This window comes from Ravibacter arvi (assembly GCF_039540405.1).
GTDB lineage: Bacteria > Bacteroidota > Bacteroidia > Cytophagales > Spirosomataceae > Ravibacter > Ravibacter arvi.
In genome coordinates this window covers 150,996-173,401 of record NZ_BAABEY010000036.1, presented here as the reverse complement: position 1 = coordinate 173,401, position 22,406 = coordinate 150,996, and the positions used below count along the sequence as shown (strand labels likewise).

The window sequence follows — 22,406 nt, the reverse complement described above, 5'->3', positions numbered from 1 at the left end:
ATTGTATTCGGGGAGTAAAAAAAAGTATCGGTCGCTGTTTCCTGGCACACCCGGCTGGATGGCAATCCTCTTCGGATTGCTTTTCCATTCCTGTTCACAATACAGCCAGAAACCTGCATCGGTAGCCTTTCATAACTTTTCTGCTAACTACAATGCCTATTTTATTGCGAAGGCCAATCTCGACTCTGCCGAATTAGGTATTGCCGCTACCTACAAGGAAAACCCCAATTTACTTCTGCCCATCCTTACTCCTTTCGATTCCATACAGGCCAAGCAATTTTCGAAAAACCTGGACCAGGCGATAAAAAACGCCTCCATCATTGCCGAAAAGCACCAAAACAGCAAATGGCTTGACAATAGCTATACCATCCTGGGGAAGGCGCGCATCTACCTGGGGCAGCTGGACGACGGGATCGAAGCGCTTCGGTACGTGCTTGCAAAAAGTACGGAAGACGTGGACAAAAATGAGGCGCTGACTTTCCTGATGCGCACTTATGTGGAGAGAAAAGAATTCGGCAATGCCCTGAATGTCTCCGAATACCTTCGTCAGCAGCCGCTGTCGACCGGCGCCACCGTAGATTTCTACCTTACCAAAGCCTATCTTCATCAAAAATCGGAAGAGTATCTTACTTCGGTCGCCATCCTGGAAGAGACCCTGCCCCTGATCGGCAAGTCGCCCCGGAAAGCCCGGCTACATTATATCGCAGGACAGCTTTACGACCGGCTCGGCAAACCCGCACTCGCCAATACACACTACGCGCGGGTGCCAAAAAATAAACCTCACTACGATCTGACGTTTTTTGCGAAGATGAATTCGCTCCAGAACCAAAGCCTGCTGAATCCCACTGCCCCGATCGAGGAAATCGGGTTCAGGAAAATGCTGCGGGACCGGAAAAACACAGATCTTAAGGACAAGATCTACTTTACGATGGGAAAGATTGCGGAGCAGAAAGGAGAATTCAGAGAGGCGCTTGATTACTTCGGAAAGTCGGTGAGGGCTTCTACCGCCGCAACCGACCAGGTGCCCTATACCTACCTGGAAATGGCGCGGATTTACACCGACAAGCTGGCACAGTTTGAGCCTGCCAAAGCATATTTTGACAGCGCTATGTCGTTGATACCGCAGAACAACCCGGCCTTTCAGCAGCTGACCGACCGGAAGAAAATGCTTGACCAGTTTGTAGCCTACCTTACGATCATCCACGCGGAGGATACTTTGCAGCAACTGGCCCGGCTCTCGCCTGAAGCTTTAAATGACCGGCTTGACGAGGCTATTACCCAACGGCAGGCCGCTCAGAAGCTGGCCTACGAAAAGGAACAGGCGGCTATGGCCGCGATGGCCAGGCAGGATGCCAACGCCTCTGCAAGTCCTTTCTCCGGCCCGCGATGGGAACTGTACGACCCTTCCCGGGTGAGCCAGGGGAAAACCGATTTTTCGCGAAAGTGGGGGAACAGAACGCTGGAAGACAACTGGCGGAGGAAAACCAAGTCCGGCAACCAGGTCGCCCGTGCCGGAGAAACCGCTGCTGACTCCACGGGATCCGATTTAGCCGCGACGGCTACGGAGACGGCTTTCAAGGAAATGGTAAAAGGCTCGGAAGAGTGGGTGGCCCAGCGGGAATCCATGCTGCTCAGTATACCACGAAGCGATTCGGCGATGGCCGCATCCCATAAAAGAAAGGAAAATGCCTTGTTTGATCTCGGCAAAATGTATTGGAACAACCTGAAAGAGCCCGCTAATGCCGTTAAAACATTAAACAGGCTCATGGACGAGTACCCCAAAACAGAGCATCGCCAGGAGGCCTACTATATCCTGTGCCTCGCTTTACCCGCCGATGATCCTGCCAAACAAAGCTGGAAAGATAAGCTGGTCGCCGAGTTCCCGAATTCGACTTATGTACGGCTGCTGAGTTCGGGTCCGGCCGCTGCTCCGGACAGCCCTGCAGAAACCGTTTATGAAAGAATTTATTCCCATTACACCTCCGGGCGCCTTGACGAAGGGTTAAAAGAGCTCGATGATGCATTGATACAGTACCGTGATCATGCCGGGATAGACCGTTTTGCGCTTCTTCGCGTTTTCATGGTGGGAAAAACAAAAGGCAGTGCCGCTTATAAAGAGGCTATTCTGGACTTTATGAAAGTATATCCTGAAAGCGAGTATATTCCCAGAACCAAAGAAATGCTTTCTGTGGTGGAACAAGCCGCCCTGCTCCCCAATAATTAGAAATTGCAGAAATACTCTTATTAAGATCATGACGAACGAATTGCTGCCTGGAAAATACAGAAGAACTATTCGGAATATCTGGAGGTTTGCAATCGGGGGTATTGCCCTGCTCATTTTGTATATCCTGGCCGTACGCGTCAATTTCCTGTGGCTCTTCGGGCCAATGCCGGACCTGGTCACGCTCGAGAACCCGCGCTCGGAAGAGGCCTCTCAGCTCATCTCGGCAGACAACCAGTCGCTGGGCAAGTACTTTATTGAAAACCGTGCGCCCGTAGAACACGACCAGATTTCACCGCGCCTTATCGAAGCTTTGCTCGCTACGGAAGATGCCCGTTTCATCAAACATTCGGGTATCGACGCCCGGAGCCTTATACGGGTCGTTAAAGGTGTTGTTACCGGCCAGACCAGCTCCGGCGGCGGCAGCACGCTGACCCAGCAGGTTGCCAAAAACCTTTTTAAAACCCGGACGAAAGAATACCAGGGCCTTCTCGGAAAGATCCCCCTGGTGAAGACCGTGATCAACAAGACCAAAGAATGGATCCTGTCGGTAGTATTGGAAAGAAAGTATACCAAGAAGGAGATCATGATGATGTACCTCAACACGGTATCTTTCGGCAACAATACTTACGGGATCAAAGTGGCCGCCAAGACGTATTTTAACAAAGATACCTGGGACATTAATGTCAACGAGTCGGCGCTGCTGGTCGGAATGCTTCAAAATCCTACTTTCTGGAACCCGCTTCGTTACCCCGAACGTGCACTGCAACGCAGGAACACCGTTCTGGCCCAAATGAACAAATATGGCTTTCTTGACGACGCCCGGCTGGAAAAAGCAAAAGAACAGCCCCTGGGCATGCGTTTCACACTGGAAAGTCACGTTACGGGGCCGGCCCCGTACTTCAGGGAAGTGATGAAAGCTGAACTGCGCGACTGGCTGGAAAAATACAACGACGACCACGGCACGTCTTACGACCTTTATACCAGCGGGCTAAGAATCTACACCACCATTGATGCGCGGCTCCAGTCCCACATGGAAGATGCTCTCTACACCCACATGAAAGACCAGCAGGCGAAGTTCGAGGAGCACTGGAAAGGGAAAAATCCGTGGGTGGACCAAAACGGGAATGAAATCAAAGGATTTCTCGAAAGTGCAGTCAAGAGATCGCCTCATTTTATCGCTCTCAAAAATTCAGTCGGGGAGGACGAAGCCTGGAAAATCATGAAAACACCCTACAAAATGAAGGTGTTCTCTTATGACGGGGAAAAAGAGGTAACCATGAGCCCGATCGATTCGATTGCTTACTACAAGCGCTTTCTCCGGTCAGGCATGATGTCCGTCGATCCCAATACCGGCTATATCAAGGCCTGGGCAGGAGGCGTGAATTTCAAATACTTCAAATATGACCACGTCAAACAGGGAAAGCGTCAACCGGGGTCAACTTTCAAGCCTTTTGTATACCTGACCGCACTTGACCGCGGCATCCTCACCCCCTGCTCGCATGTGGTGGACGAGCCCATATTTTTTGGCCCTGCCGACGGAGTACCGGGCGGCTGGTCGCCAAAAAACTCAAATGGCCGCTTTTCGTATGCTTCTTTGTCGCTCCGGCAGGCGTTGGCCAACTCGGTCAACTCGGTTTCTGCTTTTATCATCAAGCAGGTCGGCGCAAGCTCGGTTGTCGATTATGCGCACAAAGTCGGCATTACGAGTCAGCTGGAGGCGAAACCTTCGCTTTGCCTGGGTATCAGCGACGTTTCCGTTTACGAAATGGTGGGTGCATATTCTACATTTGCCAACGGCGGAAATCATACCACACCGCTTGCGATTCTGCGGATCGAGGACCGGCATGGCAACCTGCTGCAGGAGTTCTTCCCGAAAACCAACCAGCAAATCAGCGCCAATATGGCCTACAACATGCTTTACCTGATGCGTGGGGCGGTTGAAGGCGGTACTTCTTCAAGCCTCGGCCGGTTTGGCGTAACTACGGGCAATGAAATCGCCGCAAAAACGGGAACCACACAGAACCAGTCGGACGGTTGGTTTATGGGGATCACGCAAAACCTGGTAACCGGTGTCTGGGTAGGAGGCGAAGACCGTAGTATCCATTACCGCTCACTCGCGCTGGGTCAGGGCGCGCGCACTGCGCTACCGGCCTGGGGGATTTATATGCAAAAAGTCTATGCAGATCCGCTGCTGACCGCTTTCGGACGGGGGGCTTTCCGAAAACCCGATAATTTCTTCCTGGATTGCGGCGGCGAAGACTACAGTGGTGAGGACACCTACATTCCAACCATCAGGTCGGAAGACGAAGGGCTCCATTTTTAAACCTGAAGGAATTCCAGTCTTCCGTAACCTAATCGCCGGCATTCACCATGAATATCCTTATTGCTCCCGATAAATTCAGAGGCTCTCTGGACGCGGAGGAGGTTTGCAACGCCGCTGAAAAAGGGGTATTGCTGGCATTGCCGGGCGCCACCATTATTAAAGCACCTCTTGCCGACGGCGGGGAGGGAACGGCGCAAATCCTGACCAGAAACACCGGCGGAAGGTTCGTCCAAACCATTGTAACCGACCCGATCGGCCGCCGGATACCGGCCACGTATGGCGTCTCGGGCGACGGAACTACCGCCTATATTGAAATGTCGGCGGCCTCCGGGTTAAGCCTGTTAAAAAAAGAAGAGCAAAATCCCCTGGCTACATCAACCGCCGGCACGGGCGAACTTATTGCTCACGCATTGGAGTCAGGCGTTACCACGATCGTGCTGGGTATCGGCGGCAGCGCAACCAACGACGCAGGTACGGGAATGGCGAGCGCGCTGGGTTTTCGCTTCCTGGATAAAAATGGCCTGGAAATTGTCCCGGTCGGTGGAAACCTGGGCGAAATCAGCGCGATTCAGGGCGACAATGCCCACCCGAAGCTAAAGAAGAGCAGAATTCTGGTCGCCTGCGATGTCACCAACCCATTGTTCGGCCCAAATGGCGCGGCCTTCGTGTATGCCCCTCAGAAGGGCGCTGACGATGCCATGGTCCTTCATCTCGACAGCGGGCTCCGTTCCCTTGCGAAAACAGCGTCCGGCCATTTCGGCACCGACGTTTCGGAAAAGCCGGGAGCCGGAGCGGCGGGAGGACTTGGTGCCGGGGCTATCTGGTTTCTAGGGGCAGAGCTTCACGAAGGGATTAAAATCGTGATGGATCAACTGGGCATCCCGGAAAAAATCCGGGGGATGAACCTCGTAATTACCGGCGAAGGAAAAGCTGACGCACAGACCCTCAGCGGAAAGGTAGTCAAAGGACTGGCTGAACTATGCCGGGAGTCCGGTGTTCCGCTCGCTCTGGTCTGCGGCACCCTGGCCATTACTCCTGAAGAGGCCCGTGAGGCAGGGATTACGTATGCTGCTTCGGTATTGAACCGCCCCATGGACCTGGACACTGCCCAGTCTGAAGCGTCGGAAAGAATTACAGAAACGGTATTTTATCTTGTTCGCCTCCTGGCAGTGCAGCAAGCATTCAAAAACGGGTAAAATTCAGGAAAGAGTTAAATTGTGACTGGTATTTGTCTGAATCTACCTGGTAATAGAACGCCCCTTTTTTAGAATGCCCCTTTTGCTTTTCATTCAACTTCTTAAGTAAACCCGTCGAGAGGAATTTCCGGCTGAAATTCCGTTTGTCGAAGGTAGAATTAAAAATAGCCTCGTATAATTTCTGAAGCTGGGGAATCGTGAACTTTTCGGGCAGCAATTCAAAGCCGATAGGGTGCTGAGCAGCTTTGTACCGCAGCTTCTCTATGCCTTTGTTGATCATTTCCTGGTGATCAAAAAGCAGGGTGGGAAGGTCGTCGAGAGCAAACCAACGCGCCTCGTAAGAATCCGAAACCTGCTCGTCGTAATCTTTCACATTAATCAAAGCAAAATATACCACCGCCACGGTACGGCTGATTTTATCCCGGTCGGGTGCTCCGAACGCATACAGTTGCTCGAGGTAGATATTTTCCAGGCCGGTCAGCTCATTTAAAATCCGCGAAGCCGCGTTCTCAAGATCTTCTTCCGGGCGCAGCCATCCTCCCATCAGGGACCAGGTGGTGGCCGTTTCCTCGATACCTCTTTTTACGAGCAGAATCTTGACCACCTCTCCGTCGAACCCAAAAATAATAGAGTCAAGCGCCACCAGGCACTTGGTCTGATCTTCATACTGGTTAATCATTCTTGTTTTTTGAGTTCCATTCATTAAGTTCATAAATAGGGCAAGTTTCGTATTGTATGTTAACGTTAAGTAATTGTGAGACACTGTTCGGCCCAACCATTCCGATTACTGTTATGCTTCACGGCAGGTTCAGGCGCACCGCCCTTTGATGATTGCGACGAATTCACGAACAGACCCATTTTATTCGAGAATTCGTGGCCGTATTTCAACTATTTTTAAAAGCCAGCAGGCACTCTTTCAGCGCTGACACCTCCGGATCGGTTATCGCCGGAAAATTTGCTATCCGGAACGCCGATTCCTTCCACTGACCGTAGCCGTTTCCGAGCATAATGTGCTTCGACAGGGCAAATGCCTTTACGGCGGCAACGTTTTCCTTACTGTCCTGAACCGCCACTACCGTATGAGATCTTACTGCGGAGTTTTCAACGAGCGGGGAAAAACCGTGTTGCTCTAAAAATTGATAAAGCATTAAACTCCTGTTTTCTAATTTCCGCGACACAAGATCTATCGGGTCGAGCGTACTCATCAGGCGGTTCAAAAGGTAAATGCCAAGAATATTCGGTGTGTAAGGCGTCTGTAACTTCCTGAAGTTTTCAATGACAAAGGGCAGGCTATTGTAATGTAACTTCTCACCAACTTCATCCGAAGCCTCAACGGCTCGCGGAGATAAAATCATCACGGCCAGTCCAGACGGCAGGCCAAAGCATTTCTGCACGGAAGCAAACCATATATCAGCGGTTTCCCACGGAAGTGACACACCGGCCATTCCCGAAGTGGCATCCACCGCTACCAGCCCTTTAAAAGTACTTCGGACGGCCTGCAAAGAGAGGTTATCTACGGCCGTTCCGTTGGATGTTTCGGTTTGGGTGAGACAGAGCAGGTCACGGTCACCGTGATCCGGAAAAACGGTACCGGGTTGCTCGTTCAGATTGTACGGAATATTGACCGTTCTACCGTGAATTCTACCCGCATAATCACTCCACTTCTCGCCAAAAGCGCCATTGTACAGGTGAAAGCTTTTGTGCGGGGTGAGAGACTGCGCCACAATTTCCCAACATTCAGTAGCCGAAGAGGTAAATACAACCTCATAAGCATCGGGTACCAGCAATTTTTCCTTCAGGACTGCAATCGTCTTCCCCAGCATTTCCATAAAAGGTTTGCTACGGTGGTTCATCGAAAGCAGGCCCGAGCGGTAGGCATCCGTCAGAAAACTTTCGATCTGGGGGTACAGCTTGGACGGGCCCGGATAAAATGTGATCATGATTTTACGGGTAAATCCAATAAATACCTGACGGCAAGCTCGTAACCTTTTAGCCCGAGCCCGCAGATCATACCTTTGCAAACTTTCGAGAGGTAGCTGTGGTGTCGAAAAGCCTCGCGGGCATGAATATTTGAAATATGAACCTCTACAGCGGGGGTTGTTACCGAAGCGATTGCGTCGGCAAGTGCAACCGAGGTATGGGTATATCCGCCGGCATTGATCACGATACCGTCAAAATCAAACCCTACTTCATGTATCTTGTCTATCAGCTCTCCCTCGTGATTGGACTGAAAATAGTTGAGGGATACGTCGCCGAACATTTCGGTAAGTTTTATAAAGTAGTCCTCAAAGCCGCTGCTGCCATAGATTTCAGGCTGTCTTTTTCCCAAAAGATTCAGGTTAGGACCGTTTACGATTAAAATTTGTCTTTTTGCCACGCTCAGGATTTAATTTAATACAAGGTCCGAAATTGCATTTTTTCCACTAAAGATCATAGTCCCGACTGCTCATCCCGGGCAAAAACGGCCTTTGACGCGAGGCGAAGATGAGCTCCCGCAGCCATACCCAATACTGCGGCGAACAAACCGTAGAGGAGCGGCGGATAAACGGTTTCGCAGTATACCGCAAGCAGCCACACCGAAAGACCGCCACCCATGGAAAGAAGGCACCCGGCCAGCGTAGCTTTTTTCCAATACAAACCGGCAGTCAACGGAACAAAAAGTGAAACCAGGCTAAAGGCCGACGATTCGGCCACCAGCTCAAAAATGCTGTCGCGCCCGAGCGCCATTACCACAGATACTGCCGCGATTCCGACGATCCCGGCCCTGATAACTGCCAGGAGCTCGCTATCAGAGGTCACCGGTTTGAAAAATTTGTAAATGTTCTCTCCAATTATCGTGGCCGGCGCCATAATTGCACTGCTGGTAGTGCTCATAATAGCCGACATCAAAGCGCCCAGAAACAATACCTGTACGGGCAGACTAAGGTGCCGCATTACCATATCCGGGATCATCATCTGGCCGTCTACGACCAGCTCAGGATACAAAAGCCTTCCGCTCAGCGCGATATACAAAGGCAGTAAAGCAATGGTTAAATACATAAAAGCGGAAAGCAGACAGGCCTTTACGGAAGTTTCCGCATCCCTGGCTGACATAACCCGCTGAAATACATCCTGCTGGGGAATAGACCCGAGCCCTATGGTTATCCAGGCAGCGCCGTACCTGGCCCAGCCCAGCAAGTCTCCTTTCGGGAAAAAATGAAAGAACCCGTCAGGAAGCGATGCAAACAACGGACCGGCTGATGCGGTTTTGTTGTAAAGAACACCGGCTACAGTAACCAGGCCGGCGATAATAAGGAGTGTTTGTAAAAAATCGGTCAGTGTGATGGACCACATCCCGCCCCAAACGGTGTACACCACAACAAACAATGTGCTGCTGACAACGGCAACAGGCATAGACCAGCCCAGAACAATTTTCAGTAGTATCCCCATTGCGATCAGCTGCGCGGCAATCCAGCTGATATAAGAGGGCACGATCAGCAGCGCAGAGCCTATCTCGGCTGCCCTCCCGTACCGTATCCGGAAATAGTCGCAGAAAGTCAGGATGCCCAGTTGATAAAACCGGCGGGCAAAAAAAACGCCGACCAGGAAAAGGCACATTGCTGCGCCGAACGGATCTTCGATAATACCCGACACGCCATGCTTGAGGAATTCCGCCGGTGCCCCCAATATACTTTCTGCTCCGAACCAGGTAGCGAAAGTCGCGGAAGCCGCGAGAATAAGCGGAAGCCTTTGACCTGCCAGTACGAAATCCCGGGTGTTTGCCACAAACCGGGAAGCCCAGAGGCCCACGCCCAAGGTAACCAACATGTAACAGCCAATGGCAAGTCCGAGCATTTCCTGTGTTACTTAACTCCTGCGGGAGATTTCCTACAATTGGTAAAAACCCTGGAAGCGGACGATTTTACTCAGCCGACTTATTGGAAGGCGATATCGCAACCTGTATAACGGCGCAACACTTTTCAATACCACAATTTATTTCAATCCGGCCCGTATGGACCTCAGGCTTTCTACCAGATGATTTTTGGCAGTATTCGGAGATATATCCAGCGCCTCGGCTATCTGCTCCAGAGAAAAACCTTTCTCACGGCTGAGCTCATACACTTCCTTCTGCCGCCTGGGCAGTGTTTGTAAAAGAAAGGCAACCCGATCTTCCAGCTCTCTCTTATAAATTTCCTCGATAACAACATTGGCATGACGTTCCATTTCCAGCCATACAGTTTCCTGGTATTTCTTCTCTGAAGCCAGCCTACGATAATGATCCATCAGGTGATTGCGCGCAAGAGTATATAACCATGCATCGATATTTTCTATAGAATCGGCACAATCTTTCTTCTGCCAGAATTTGATAAAAACATCCTGGGCCAAATCCTCCGCTAATGAAGGGATCTTAACGTGTTTTATAAAAAAGCTGTAGAGAAATTCCCTGTACTCTGTATATACCTGTTCCATTTTCACGGATTTATTGCATATCCGGTGAAACCAGGGGTTATGAGATGTATTAACTGCGCCTTACAAAAGTATAAAAAATCTCAAATTATTTCTACTCAAAAAAAATATCGTACCGACTAGTCCTTGTCGGCGGGTTGCGCGTCAATGCTCTAAACCGAACGGGGAACCAGGGCTACTGACGATGTTACTGCGCAAAAACATTAGAAAAGGACCTGACTTAAACGGATTCTAATAGTGAATAACAACGATCGCATTACGCGGCTGCTGGAAAAGTACCGGAACAATACATTGTCGCCCGAAGAATACGCGGAGTTCCTTGGCCTTATGGGTGACCCGGACACTTTCGACCTGATTGATCGTGTTTCAAAAGAGGATTGGAAAGAATCCAGGCGTATTTTGCGTGACATCCGAGCGGACGAAAGGCAACCCGTGCGAAGACGCATTGCCATCGCCCGGCTTTTCTGGGGTGCCGCCGCCTCAGCCGCAATATTCGTCACGACTCTTCTGGTGTGGCCTGAAAACCGTGCACCCGAGCTCTTGTCCTATCAGACAGGTTTCGGAGAAACCCGTACCGTTGTGCTGCCTGACAGCAGCAAGGTATTGCTCAATGCCAATTCACGGCTGGTATGGAATACAGACTGGCTAAAGAAGAAAAAACGCGAGCTGACTCTTGAAGGCGAGGGCTACTTCGATGTCAGGAAGGTCAGCGGGATAGAATTTGTCGTGCGGTCCAACCACATGAAAATCAGTGTACTGGGCACTACCTTCAATTTCAGGAGCCGCAAGGGGTCCGCACACCTCTTCCTGGAATCCGGCAAGGTAAACCTCGAAATCCCTCAGCTGCAGCAGCAACCCGTTGCACTGACACCCGGCAATGCTGCGCTGTACGACAGCGGGAAAAAAGATCTCCGGATCGAAGCCGCTTCTTCTCTCCACCGCAGCGCTTCCTGGGTCGAAGGAATGCTTGAATTCGAAAATACCCCGCTCGGAGATATCCTGGACCGCATGGAAGAATTGTACGGAAAGAAATTCAAGGCCGGAGACCCCTCCGTTCTTGAAAAGCGGCTGGACCTCTCCCTTCCCTATTCAGACTGGGACCTGATCAGGAAAGTGCTTGAACTGTCCCTCCAGGTAAAACTTGTCGAAAAACAGGACACGATATTCGTGAAATAGCAAAAGAAAACCCAAACCAGGATTACTATGAGAAAATATCTCCGGATTATTCTATCCGGGATTGTGCTGTACTGTCTTTTCCCGGCCTATGCCACAGCTCATCCCGGTGAAACTCTGCAAAGCGAAAGCCTGCTGAATATCATCAGCGATATGAACAGGCGGTACAAAGTTCATTTCACGTATGATCGCGAAATAGTTGAAAAGGTCAGGATCAGGAAGCGGTACAACCCTGGCTCCTATAAAAATATCAACGAAGCCCTCAGTAGCGTATTACGGGAAACTAACCTCAAATTCCAGGTATTGGACATGAAATACGTGATCATCTACCGCGACGACCCGAAAGGAATGGAGTCGCTGGAGAGAATGATCGGCGTACTACAGGAAATTATTGACCAGAAGAAAAGGGAGCAGCAGGAACAACGTCCGGTGCAAAAGGGCGCCGGCGTATCCAAGCTGGAAAATCTTGCGGTTCCGGAATTTCGTATAGATAGATCGGTAGAAGGAAAGGTACTGGATGAAAAAGGTGAGGGGCTTCCAGGCGTGAATATCATAGTCAAAGGAACCCAGCACGGCGCAGTAACCGACGCGGAGGGGCGGTACAAAATTTCTGTCCCTGATGAAAAAGCTGTTCTGATCTTTTCCTTCGTAGGTTATCTAAGCCAGGAAACAGTAGTGGGAAGCAGGATATCGATTGATATTTCGCTGAAAACAGACGAGAAATCATTAGAAGAAGTGGTGGTGGTAGGGTATGGTACGCAGAAAAAGATAAACCTGACAGGCGCAGTCGACGTAGTCTCGGGCGACCGGCTCGCCAACCGGCCGGCCAATACAGTAGCCGACCTGATCAAAGGCGCCTCTCCCAACCTGAACATCACCATGGGTATGCGCGGCGGCGAACCCGGCGCCGCCAGCACATGGAATATCAGGGGAACGGGTTCTATTCATGGCAGCGGGTCGCCGCTTGTGCTCGTCGACGGGGTGGAAATGAATATTCAGAACGTAGACCCGGAATCCATAGAAAGCGTTTCTGTCCTCAAAGACGCTTCAGCTTCCGCAATCTATGGATCGAGAGCGCCCTTTGGCGTGATACTGATCACCACAAAAAAGGGCAATCGCAGCGAAAAAGTAAGTATTCAATACAGCAACAACCTTTCCTTTGCTTCTCCTACAAAACTGCCGAGTTATGCAGACGCACTAACCTGGGCGACCGCTTTTAACCAGGCCAACGCGAATGCGGGCCTTACGCCCGTTTACAGCGAAGAGCAAATGAATCGCATCAGACAATACATGAATGGTACGTTTCCCTACGAATATGATCCTGAAAACCCGATTGACAACGTATTTGCCGGTCGCAGAAACGGTAACGCCAACAATGACTGGCCTCGTATCCTTATTGCCGACTATTCGTTCAGCCAAAAGCATAACCTGAACGTTTCGGGCGGAAATAAGAAAACGCAGTATTATCTGTCGGGAGGTTATATCAATCAGAATGGAATGTATGAGTTTGGCAGGGATTCGTACAGGCGATACAACTTTATGTCGAATTTCAGCTCCAAAATAACCAACTGGCTGAATTTCAATTCCAGCCTGAAATACGCCAACGGGAAAACCGACTTTCCTGTGGGGCAAACGACGGTGGGCAGAGAGCATTTCTTCAACGAAATCATCCATTTTGCACCGATGATGCCCTTCTACAACATCAATGGTACCATACAAAGTCCTCTTGTAAGGCTGTCGCAGGGATCCGGGCGCGATCGCACGGAAATTAATGATTTTTTTATTACATTAGGCTCTGAACTGGAACCCGTAAAAGGCTGGAAAACAACCTTTTCCTACAATTACAATACCGTAGGAAGCCGGAACGCCACAAACCCCCGGCCCGTTTTGGTTGAACTGGGTACCGGTCAGTTCGGCAATATAGGAAAACCCGCATCCGGTTACACTGCGTCATTTTCTCAAAACACTTATACGCTTATAAACGCCACTACCTCTTATGAGCTTACTGCCAATCAGCATTACTTTAAGCCAATGTTCGGCTTTGAACAGGAATTGCGGCAGTTTTCGGGGATCTCAGCCACCGGCACCAATCTGATCACCGATGAGATTCCTTCAATCAGCACTTCCCTGGGAGACCGTACCGTAAATGACCAGATCTATCACTGGGCCACCCGGGGATTCTTCGGACGACTTAACTACAACTATAAGGAGAAATACCTGCTGGAATTCAGCGCGCGGTACAATGGCTCCTCGCGTTTTGCGCGCGATTCAAGATGGGGCTTCTTCCCTTCCGCATCGGTCGGCTACAATATCTCGCAAGAACCGTTCTGGTCTTACGTGGAACCTTACGTGAACACGCTGAAAGTACGCGGCTCATACGGCGCACTTGGCAATCAAAATGTAGCCAACTACCTCTACCTGTCAACTATCCCGGTAGGCAGCGAACTTAAGTGGATCGTGGACAGAGAAAGGCCTCCTTTTGCCAAGGCCCCAGGCCTGGTGAGCGACGACCTTACCTGGGAGGCCATCACCACACTCAACCTGGGTATTGACGCCGGTTTCCTGAAAAACAGGCTTAGCCTGACGTTTGACTGGTTCAACCGTGTGTCTACGGATATGCTTGGCCCTTCTATTACACTGCCCTATTTGCTGGGCGCTTCCACCCCGCAAAGCAACAACGCAGAACTCTCTACAAAGGGTTTTGAGTTGCTGATCGGCTGGGAGGACCGGCTGTCGGGTTCACTCTCCTATGACTTGAAGCTCGGTTTGGGCGACAGTCAGTCAAAAATTCTTGCCTACCAGAACGAAAAAGGCCTGATTGATACCTGGTATGCAGGCAAGAAAGTAGGAGAAATCTGGGGATTTGAAACGGACGGGCTCATTCAGTCACCCAATGAGTCTATGCCCGACCAGTCGAAATACCATCCCAAATGGGGCCCGGGAGATATGAAATACAAAGACTTAAACCAGGACCATGTAATTAACGACGGGCTGAGAACCCTCGGCGATCACGGAGACCTGGTTGTGATCGGGAATACCTCTTCACGGTACAATGTCAGTCTGTCGGGAGGTTTAAAATGGAAAGGACTGGATTTTAACATGTTCTGGCAAGGAGTAGGGAAAAAGGACTACCATCCCGACCTTAACTCCTCTCTGTTCTGGGGAATGGTACCTGCCTGGGGAGGGTCGGGTATCTACAAAAATTCCCTCACCCTGGATTACTGGAGACCGGCAGATGAGACCAATTTACTTGGCCCAAACACCGACGCTTATTTTGCAAAACCCTATTTCACGGCGGAGACCAATAAAAATCGTCAGCGGCAATCCAGGTACCTGCTCAACGCGGCCTACCTGAGGCTGCGAAACCTGCAAATAGGATATTCAATCCCCGAGCGGATACTTAGCAAGATCGCGGTTCAGAAAGCCAGAATTTATTTCTCCGGAGAAAACCTGCTCCTATTCTCAAAGCTTCCCAAAATTCTGGACCCCGAAACGGCGATAGCGTCAGACCCGAGCAATGGCGGGTACCTGGCAAGCGGTGTGATTTATCCGATCTCAAGAACACTGTCGTTTGGAATTAATCTTTCGCTTTAATTGGTATGAGGCGTGAGTTGTGAGGTTTTAGCGGCACCAACCGGCCCGCGAATAAGACGAGTCGGTCCCCCTTCTCATCGCTCATAACTCATCGCTCACAACTTTGAATACAGATGAAAACAACGAATCTTCTTATCGCTTTTATCTGCGCGGTTATGTTGACTGCGTGTGATGATGATTTCCTGGAAAGAACACCGCTCGACGCGGTGACGGCTCCGAACTACTTCAAGAACCCGAATGATCTCAAGGCTTACGTAAACCAGTTTTACAGTAATTCTTTTTTTCCAAAATACGGCGTTCATGGAAATGATTTTGACAGTGATAACCAGATCTCGGCGGCGCCGGACCGGAGACTGGAAGGCAGCCGGACCATATTGACAAGCGGCAGCATCGCTTTCGGAAATGTCAGAAGTATCAACTACTTTTTTGAGAACTACAAAAAGGTTGAAGAAGGTTACAAGCTTGGTGAATATCAGCAATATCTCGGCGAAGCGTATTTCTTCCGGGCGCTGATCTACTATAACCTGCTCAAAACCTACGGCGACATCCAGATCATTACCAAAGTATTGGGTACCACTTCTCCCGAGCTATATAATCCCCGGGACGCGAGAAACCTGGTCACCGATTATATCATAAGCTCGCTGGACTCTGCCGCCATCCATTTAACTGCGGATAAAACCCGGGGAGCGGGGAGAATAAACAAGTGGATGGCCTTGCTTATCCAGAGCCGGATCGCACTGTACGAAGGTACCTGGGAGAAATATCACGCCGGCACCCCATTCGGAGTGGATGGAGGCAACCCCGAAAAATACCTGTCCAAGGCTGCAGAAGCTGCGCACAAAATCATCAGCTCCGGCATTTACAATGTCTATTCAACCGGCAAACCCGCCAGGGATTATAAGGACTTGTTTTCTCTTCAGGATTATTCTTCCAATACAGAGGTGATGTTCTGGCGGGAATACGACAACGACCTTTCCAGAGGCGATGTAGACTTTGTAAATGACAGAAACATCAGGATGGAAGCGCCGCTGGGGAGATCTATTACCAAGACGCTTGCAGATGCCTATTTATGTACTGACGGAAGACCTATTGCCGCAAGTCCCCTCTTCGGAGGATATGAAAATATCAGAAAAGAGGTGATAAACCGTGATCCAAGGTTCTCTCAGACGATTGCCCCGCCTGAAGATGTCTGGAAAATTTTTGCCGACGGAAAGACCCAATACTGGGAAGAAGCCTATGCCCGCCTGAATTCGACCGCGGACTATAACTCGCCCGGCGGATACATTATACAAAAAGGCTATAACCCCAACATGGTTTATCATGTTCAGCAATACGAGGAAACACCATCAATCCTGTATCGTTATGCCGAGGCGCTCCTCAATTATGCCGAAGCCAAAGCAGAGCTCGGAACCATTACACAGCAGGATATTGATATTTCGATAAAAAAACTACGCGAGCGCGTTGGAATGCCTAACCTGGTTATTGCCGACATCGCTACCGACCCGCTATGGGACTTCCCCACTCTTTCTCCGGTTATCAATGAAGTGAGACGGGAGCGGCGGGTAGAACTGGCCCTGGAAGGATTTCGCTGGGATGATATTGCGCGCTGGGCAGCGGCAGATGAGCTGATTGTCGGCAAACGGCCCAAAGGTTTTAAAGCATCTCAGATAAAGGGCAGCAATCCTTTCCCTGTTGACGATCAGGGCTTCCTGGATCCTTTCAAAAATGCAATACCGACTGGATACGGGTTCAGGTTAGACAGAGACTATCTCCTTTCAATTCCGACCTCCGAAATTGTGCTGAACCCAAACCTCACCCAAAACCCGGGATGGTAAAATACTGTTGAGAAAAGTCTTACCGGACTTTTCTCAACCAGGGAGACTTTTTAAACGCGACCCGAACATTTAAAAAGATCTCTGTGTATCTTTGCTGAGTTTTACTGGACAGGCATGACAAAACTTTCGGTTAGGCATCTTCTTGGCATCAAAAACGTTTCTGAGAACGACATACAGACCATTTTAGAAACAGCAACTCAGTTTAAAGAAGTTATTAACCGTCCTATCAAGAAAGTCCCTTCCCTGCGCGACATCACGATAGCGAACATTTTTTTCGAAAATTCCACACGGACAAGGCTTTCTTTCGAGCTGGCGGAAAAGCGGTTGTCAGCCGATACAATTTCTTTTTCTTCTTCGGGAAGCTCCGTAAAAAAAGGAGAAACCCTGCTGGATACCGTCAACAACATCCTGGCGATGAAAGTGGACATGATTGTAATGCGGCACAGCAGCCCCGGAGCACCGCATTTTTTATCACAACGCATTGCCGCCAATATTGTAAATGCAGGTGACGGCACCCACGAACACCCGACGCAAGGCTTGCTGGATGCCTTTTCCATGCGTGAAAACCTGGGAGGAGATCTTACCGGCAAAAAAATTGCGATCATCGGCGACATCACGCATTCGCGGGTAGCGCTTTCCAATATATTCTGCCTTCAGAAACTGGGAGCCGAAATTATGGTATGTGGTCCGAGCACGCTGATACCTAAATACATCCGGAACCTGGGCGTGAAGGTAAGCCACGATGTGAAAAGCGCGCTACAATGGTGCGACGTTGCCAATGTGCTCCGCATTCAACTGGAACGGCAGCAGCTCAAGTATTTTCCTTCGTTGAGAGAATACTCCCTGTATTATGGCATCACGAGGAAAATGCTCGATGACCTGAACAGGAAAATTGTTCTCATGCACCCGGGCCCTATCAATCGAGGGGTTGAGCTGGCTTCGGATGCCGCAGATTCAGGCCATTCGATCATCCTGGAGCAGGTACAAAACGGCGTTGCCGTAAGAATGGCTGTCCTGTACCTGCTGGCACAGCAAAACTAATTTTTCCGGCACGTTCGTTTTAATACCATAACGGTCGCGAAAGGTTGTTGCAAAAAACCTCATCGGGGATGCTATGCGGCGCCGCTACCGGGAACAAAAATCTGACACACTTTCCGCAGCCGGGGCCTTTGTTCCGGGCTACATACCAACTGCGTTTCTTCCACATATGAAATCAATCCACATTTTCGCTATTGCCTTTACCATTCTGGCACAACTCCATGTCTCTGCGCAAAGTGACCTTCCCGGTTCCAAAGACCATGAATTGCTTTCCAGGTTCCAGGGTTCTCACATTGTCGGGTACAGCCAGAAGGAGTTTGAAGCCTTTACTTACCCTGCAGCGGCCGGACTCGTCGACTACGATAAATTAAAAAATCCCGCTCTTGCCGAAGGCGCCCTCACCTTCATAGAATACCAGGCCCCAGCCGGCGTAACCGCCACCCAGGTATTCCGCACTTACCAGACCCAGCTGGAAAAAGCCGGCTTCAGGATTATTTTTTCATGCAGGACTTCCCAATGCGGCAGCCTTCCCATGCATTTTGTCAGGGAATACGTAAAAGGCTCTTCGAGCGAGATCGGGAACGCGATGGTAGGCGAGGCCGGTTCTTACCTGGTTGCTTCGGGACAATTTCAAAATAATCCCTACCTGGTCAGCCTGGTCGTCGGCGATGCCGGAACCGAAAATGCAGCCCGTTACGCAATCAATTTTGTAAGGCGGGAAAAACTGGATACCGACAAAGTAGACGTAAGTGCTGTTACCGACAGACTACAAAAAGAAGGCCGTTACGCTTTCTACGGAATTCAATTCGCCACCGCCAGTGCAGTTGTCAAGCCGGAGTCGTCGGATGCCCTCAAGGTAATTGCAGATTATCTGAAGGCCAACCCCTCGGTCAAAGCGCTCATTGTCGGCCATACCGACAACACAGGGGATTTCGCCCAGAATATTGCCCTCTCCGAAAAACGCGCTCAGGCAGTGGTGGCGAAACTGGTAAACGAATCCGGTATAAAAGCAGATCGGCTAACGCCTGTAGGCGTCGGTATGGCAGCACCATTGGCGTCGAATAGCAGCGAAACAGGCCGCGCACAGAACAGGCGCGTCGAGCTGGTTATACGGTGAGTGCTATCCTGCCGGCTTTTTGCTTTCCACGAAACGCAGGACTCCCGCCTCGTCGTCTGCATTGAACCATTGAAAATTGCCCTGGTGACGGAACCAGGTAAGCTGACGCTTGGCGTAACGCCTGGTATTCTGTTTTAGCAGACGGACCATTTCCGTTTCGTCATAAAGGCCGTCAAGGTAACCGTATACTTCTTTGTAGCCTACGGTCTGCAAGGCGTGGTGATGCCGGTAGGGAGCCACGCTGCGGGCTTCTTCAACGAGCCCGTTTTGCAGCATCAGATCCATTCTGGCCTCAATTCTGCTGTACAGCTCGCTACGGTCGCGGTCAAGTGCGATCAGTAACGGTTCGAAGGGGCGTTCTTCCACGTTTTTACGTTTATAGGAAGAAATCGGTTTTCCCGTGGTGTAGAAAACTTCGAGTGCCCGTACAACACGTTGCGGGTTATGAACCTCTGCGGTAGCGGAAAACACCGGGTCTGACCGTCGGAGCTCGTCCTGGAGAACTCCCAGTCCGTCCGTATCAAGTCTGGCGGTAAGGGCTTCGCGCAGTCCGGCTGCAGGTTGCGGCAGATCGTCAAGCCCCTCGCATACGGCCTTGATGTATAATCCTGATCCCCCGGTCATAATCACATACCGGCTTTTTTCAAACAACTGCGGCAGCAAAGCAAGCACATCACGCTCGAAATCACCGGCACTATAAGGCTCCGCTATGGAGTGGGTATTAATAAAATGATGTTTGACGCGCGCCAGCTCCGCTTCGGTCGGCTTGGCGGTACCGATGGAAAGCTCCCGGAAAAACTGGCGCGAATCGGCAGAAACTATTTCCGCGCCCAGCTTCCCGGCCAGCCGGAGGCAAAATTCTGTTTTCCCGACCGCTGTGGGCCCCGCGATAACGATAAGTTGGTTTTTCAAATCAGGGGTGAGGTTTGAGGGGTGAGGTATGAGCCCACCCGTCCCGCAAGGTTGCAAAGGTAAGTAATAGGGGTGAGGTTTGAGTTGTGAGGTATAAGCTTTTCCCTCACAGCTCGCCCCTCACAACTCACACCTTAAACCTCAGCCCTATCTCCGTGCTGCCGGCAATTGCTCCGACAGGGTTTCCTGCAGCAATTTCATTTTTTCGCTGAGCGAATAGGGCGTGTACACATAGTCCTGCTCAAACTGGAAACCAAAACGCGAATCGCGCGATACTGCGAGTTGCGACAGTTTGGTACGTGCAATTTCTTCTTTCAGGATCTTTTCCATTTGGTCCAGCAGGGAGTTGGCCTTACCGGCATCGGTGGCTGCTGCCCACTGGAGCCTGTAGTTTTCAAACTCCAGGACCGCGGCGTTGCTGTCCATCATGCGGTGCAGGTGCTCGGCCACCACTACTTCACGGACGGCTATCGCACGCTTCCACTCCGGGGAGGCCAAGGCCGCAGACCGGTACAATTTCAGTCCTTTCTCCATTTCCGCCGATGCATTTTTGAGATACTTCAAAAATACCGGTAAAAGCGGTGTACCTGGCGCCGCCACAATACCCGTTGCACCACGGGCGTACTGTTCCGCGCGGTTGGTTTTATTGGTAAAATCAGGGTAAAATACCATCCTGGTCACGGTGAACGGCCAATAGGGGTTAAGCTCGCCACCGAGGTACCCCATCCACATGTTATGATCCATCCAGGATTTATGGAAGGTTGCCGTGCGCAAGGGAGGCTCCTGGAAGAAAAGCGGGTTACCTATAGCGTTGTTGGTTCCCATGTTGGGACCGGTATCCGGTATCTGGCGAATTGCCTGGTCAAAATGTACCCATGCTTGCAGCACTTTCTCCTTCTGTTCTTTTCCGAACAGCCGGGAAGCCATCTTCCCGATCAGGTCCTCGTACGACAGCGATTCGTTCCAACAGGTCCAGTACCGGAGCTCGGAAATAAAATTAGGGGTAAACCCGCTGCTCCAGCTTTCGATGGTCCCCTTTACGCCATACTTTGCCAGGGCATCGTAGCGCTTTCGCCATTGGCCGGGGAAAGGCAGGTATGGAATGGTCCCGAACTGCCAGCTTGCGAAGGTATCTACCTTTGAAAAAACTTTCATTCCCCGGGCGTTTGCCTCCTCGATTTGCCCCTGCGTGACCTCTGCCGGCCCTACCTGCGACAGCGAGTAGTCCCTTAAAAAGCCCTGCATGCCATCAAGCTCAAATCCTTTGCCATTCTCCCAGGTTAGCGAGGGAATCGCATCTTGCGGTAATTTCTGAACAAAGTACCGTTTGAGTTTCACGTTTTGAGGCCTGAAATCGATGTTGTACTCCCAGGCCAGTATGTGGGTTTCGGGATTTACGCGGTGACATTCCTCCGTAACAATGCCCACGGCTTTGGCCCAATTGTCCGCCCAGTTTTTGACATGCGCCTCATCCGCGCCGTGAAGCCCGCCCCATTTCTGGTACCAGAACCCTTCGGTCAGCAGCACATAGCCGCCCATTTCGGGGAATTCCCTGATAATATCTTTCACAAGTTTCCGCAGCCCGGCCTCGCTTTCGGCGGTGCCGGTATACTGGTAAATGATCGGGGTGTACACTTTTATCCCCCAGCGGGCGGCCCTTTTGATCAGGTCATGTACGCGTTCGGGGCTTTGCCGCCTGATGCGGTACATTAAACGGGCATAGAAATCGGTTGAGGTTTCAGGGGTGGTCCGGTCGCCGTTGGCGTTAGCGTAAACAGAGGTAAAAAGCCCGTCGAAACCGTTGTGGGCTATGTGCGCGAGCTGGTTATCGGGCCACTCCATCCACCCCAAACCGGAAAGTACCATGCGCCGCTCGTAGACGGCCTCCCTGATCCAGCGGAGGTTCTTTTCCAGGAAGGGCCCTTCCCGAAATTTCATCTGCGCTTCCAGGCAAAAAAGCCCCTGGAGTACCCCAACAGGATCATAGCCGATCACCAGCAATTGCTGTTTCTCCTTAATCAGGGCATAGGCTTTGGGGCCTTTCAAATTCGCGGCATATTGCGGGAAGTACTCTTTTAACCCTACCACGATCTGATTTCCCTTCTTCTTTGCCCGGACGGCCGGTTCAATTTTCAGGACGGGAATCTCCACATCCATTGAAACCTTCATAAACTCGCGGAAATCCTCCACCGCGGTTTCTATTACCTGGTCGCCACCGGAAATATATTGCAGCTGCCATCCTTCCAGTGAAAATTCATCGTTGGTTCCTGCCTGCCCGCGGTCGCGGCAAAGCACATGCAGCGGCCCCTCGGCAATGCGCTTGTGGTGCCCGTAGGGCTGGTCTTTCGGGAGAATGCGTTCCACTTCCGCCGCAAAAGTCTGCGTGTCATCTGGAGCTGTACCCGTTTTGTTTCCAATTGTATGATCGCCACCGGAAACCGGCGTATCGGGTGCGGCATTCAGGGCCGTCGTACCGGCAATCCCTAAACCCGTGGAAAGCAGGAATTTCCTTCGTGAGAAGTGTTGAGACATTTTCAATATTCAGGTT

At 50.9% G+C, this 22,406-nt stretch carries 15 protein-coding genes; 8 read left to right on the top strand and 7 right to left on the bottom strand.

The genetic code is table 11. From position 1 onward, the window contains the following. The first annotated feature begins 58 nt into the window (after window positions 1-58). From porW to ABD852_RS20330, 3 genes are read left to right on the top strand one after another with little or no spacing between them, the layout of a single operon-like run. The gene (gene porW / locus ABD852_RS20340; RefSeq protein ID WP_345032261.1) at window positions 59-2,224 is read left to right on the top strand and encodes a type IX secretion system periplasmic lipoprotein PorW/SprE; all 2,166 of its coding nucleotides are present in this window, start codon (window positions 59-61) and stop codon (window positions 2,222-2,224) included. 28 nt (window positions 2,225-2,252) lie between these two features. After that, complete coding sequence (locus ABD852_RS20335; RefSeq protein ID WP_345032260.1) at window positions 2,253-4,547, top strand: penicillin-binding protein 1A; 2,295 nt, start codon at window positions 2,253-2,255, stop codon at window positions 4,545-4,547. A 47-nt stretch (window positions 4,548-4,594) separates the two neighbouring features. After that, the gene (locus ABD852_RS20330) at window positions 4,595-5,743 is read left to right on the top strand and encodes a glycerate kinase (RefSeq protein WP_345032258.1); all 1,149 of its coding nucleotides are present in this window, start codon (window positions 4,595-4,597) and stop codon (window positions 5,741-5,743) included. Here ABD852_RS20330 and ABD852_RS20325 read toward each other — a convergent pair. The 5 genes from ABD852_RS20325 to ABD852_RS20305 all read right to left on the bottom strand — a co-directional run bounded on the left by ABD852_RS20325 (window position 5,730) and on the right by ABD852_RS20305 (window position 10,192). After that, the gene (locus ABD852_RS20325) at window positions 5,730-6,422 is read right to left on the bottom strand and encodes an NUDIX hydrolase (protein ID WP_345033161.1); all 693 of its coding nucleotides are present in this window, start codon (window positions 6,420-6,422) and stop codon (window positions 5,730-5,732) included. The two genes, ABD852_RS20330 and ABD852_RS20325, sit on opposite strands and share 14 nt — an antisense overlap. Before the next feature lie 205 nt (window positions 6,423-6,627). Next, on the bottom strand, window positions 6,628-7,683 hold the full coding sequence (locus ABD852_RS20320; protein WP_345032256.1) for a pyridoxal-phosphate-dependent aminotransferase family protein: 1,056 nt from the start codon (window positions 7,681-7,683) through the stop codon (window positions 6,628-6,630). Continuing rightward, window positions 7,680-8,120: a type II 3-dehydroquinate dehydratase gene (aroQ, locus tag ABD852_RS20315; RefSeq protein ID WP_425568827.1), complete on the bottom strand. Its 441-nt coding sequence runs from the start codon at window positions 8,118-8,120 to the stop codon at window positions 7,680-7,682. The genes ABD852_RS20320 and aroQ overlap by 4 nt, the downstream gene beginning before the upstream one ends. 53 nt (window positions 8,121-8,173) lie before the next feature. Beyond that, entirely contained in the window at window positions 8,174-9,550 is a 1,377-nt protein-coding gene (locus ABD852_RS20310; RefSeq protein WP_345032255.1) for a high affinity choline transporter 1, read from the bottom strand. A 165-nt stretch (window positions 9,551-9,715) separates the two neighbouring features. Continuing rightward, window positions 9,716-10,192: an RNA polymerase sigma factor gene (locus ABD852_RS20305; RefSeq protein ID WP_345033159.1), complete on the bottom strand. Its 477-nt coding sequence runs from the start codon at window positions 10,190-10,192 to the stop codon at window positions 9,716-9,718. Window positions 10,193-10,426: 234 nt separating this feature from the next. Here ABD852_RS20305 and ABD852_RS20300 point away from each other — a divergent pair, with 234 nt between their 5' ends. From ABD852_RS20300 to ABD852_RS20280, 5 genes are all read left to right on the top strand, one after another. Further along, window positions 10,427-11,365, top strand: coding sequence for a FecR family protein (locus ABD852_RS20300; protein ID WP_345032254.1), 939 nt, complete (start codon window positions 10,427-10,429; stop codon window positions 11,363-11,365). 27 nt (window positions 11,366-11,392) lie between these two features. Further along, a complete protein-coding gene (locus ABD852_RS20295; RefSeq protein ID WP_345032252.1) occupies window positions 11,393-14,956 on the top strand; it encodes a SusC/RagA family TonB-linked outer membrane protein in 3,564 nt (1,187 codons plus the stop codon). A 113-nt stretch (window positions 14,957-15,069) separates the two neighbouring features. Then, a complete protein-coding gene (locus ABD852_RS20290; protein WP_345032250.1) occupies window positions 15,070-16,791 on the top strand; it encodes a RagB/SusD family nutrient uptake outer membrane protein in 1,722 nt (573 codons plus the stop codon). Window positions 16,792-16,905: 114 nt separating this feature from the next. Beyond that, entirely contained in the window at window positions 16,906-17,832 is a 927-nt protein-coding gene (locus tag ABD852_RS20285; protein ID WP_345032248.1) for an aspartate carbamoyltransferase catalytic subunit, read from the top strand. Between the two features lie 166 nt (window positions 17,833-17,998). After that, complete coding sequence (locus ABD852_RS20280) at window positions 17,999-18,946, top strand: OmpA family protein (RefSeq protein ID WP_345032247.1); 948 nt, start codon at window positions 17,999-18,001, stop codon at window positions 18,944-18,946. A gap of 3 nt (window positions 18,947-18,949) precedes the next feature. On the opposite strand, the gene miaA is transcribed toward ABD852_RS20280, so the two are convergent. Both miaA and ABD852_RS20270 read right to left on the bottom strand, forming a co-directional pair. After that, the gene (gene miaA / locus ABD852_RS20275) at window positions 18,950-19,858 is read right to left on the bottom strand and encodes a tRNA (adenosine(37)-N6)-dimethylallyltransferase MiaA (protein ID WP_345032246.1); all 909 of its coding nucleotides are present in this window, start codon (window positions 19,856-19,858) and stop codon (window positions 18,950-18,952) included. 147 nt (window positions 19,859-20,005) lie between these two features. Beyond that, a complete protein-coding gene (locus ABD852_RS20270) occupies window positions 20,006-22,390 on the bottom strand; it encodes a hypothetical protein (protein ID WP_345032245.1) in 2,385 nt (794 codons plus the stop codon). Window positions 22,391-22,406 lie beyond the last annotated feature (16 nt).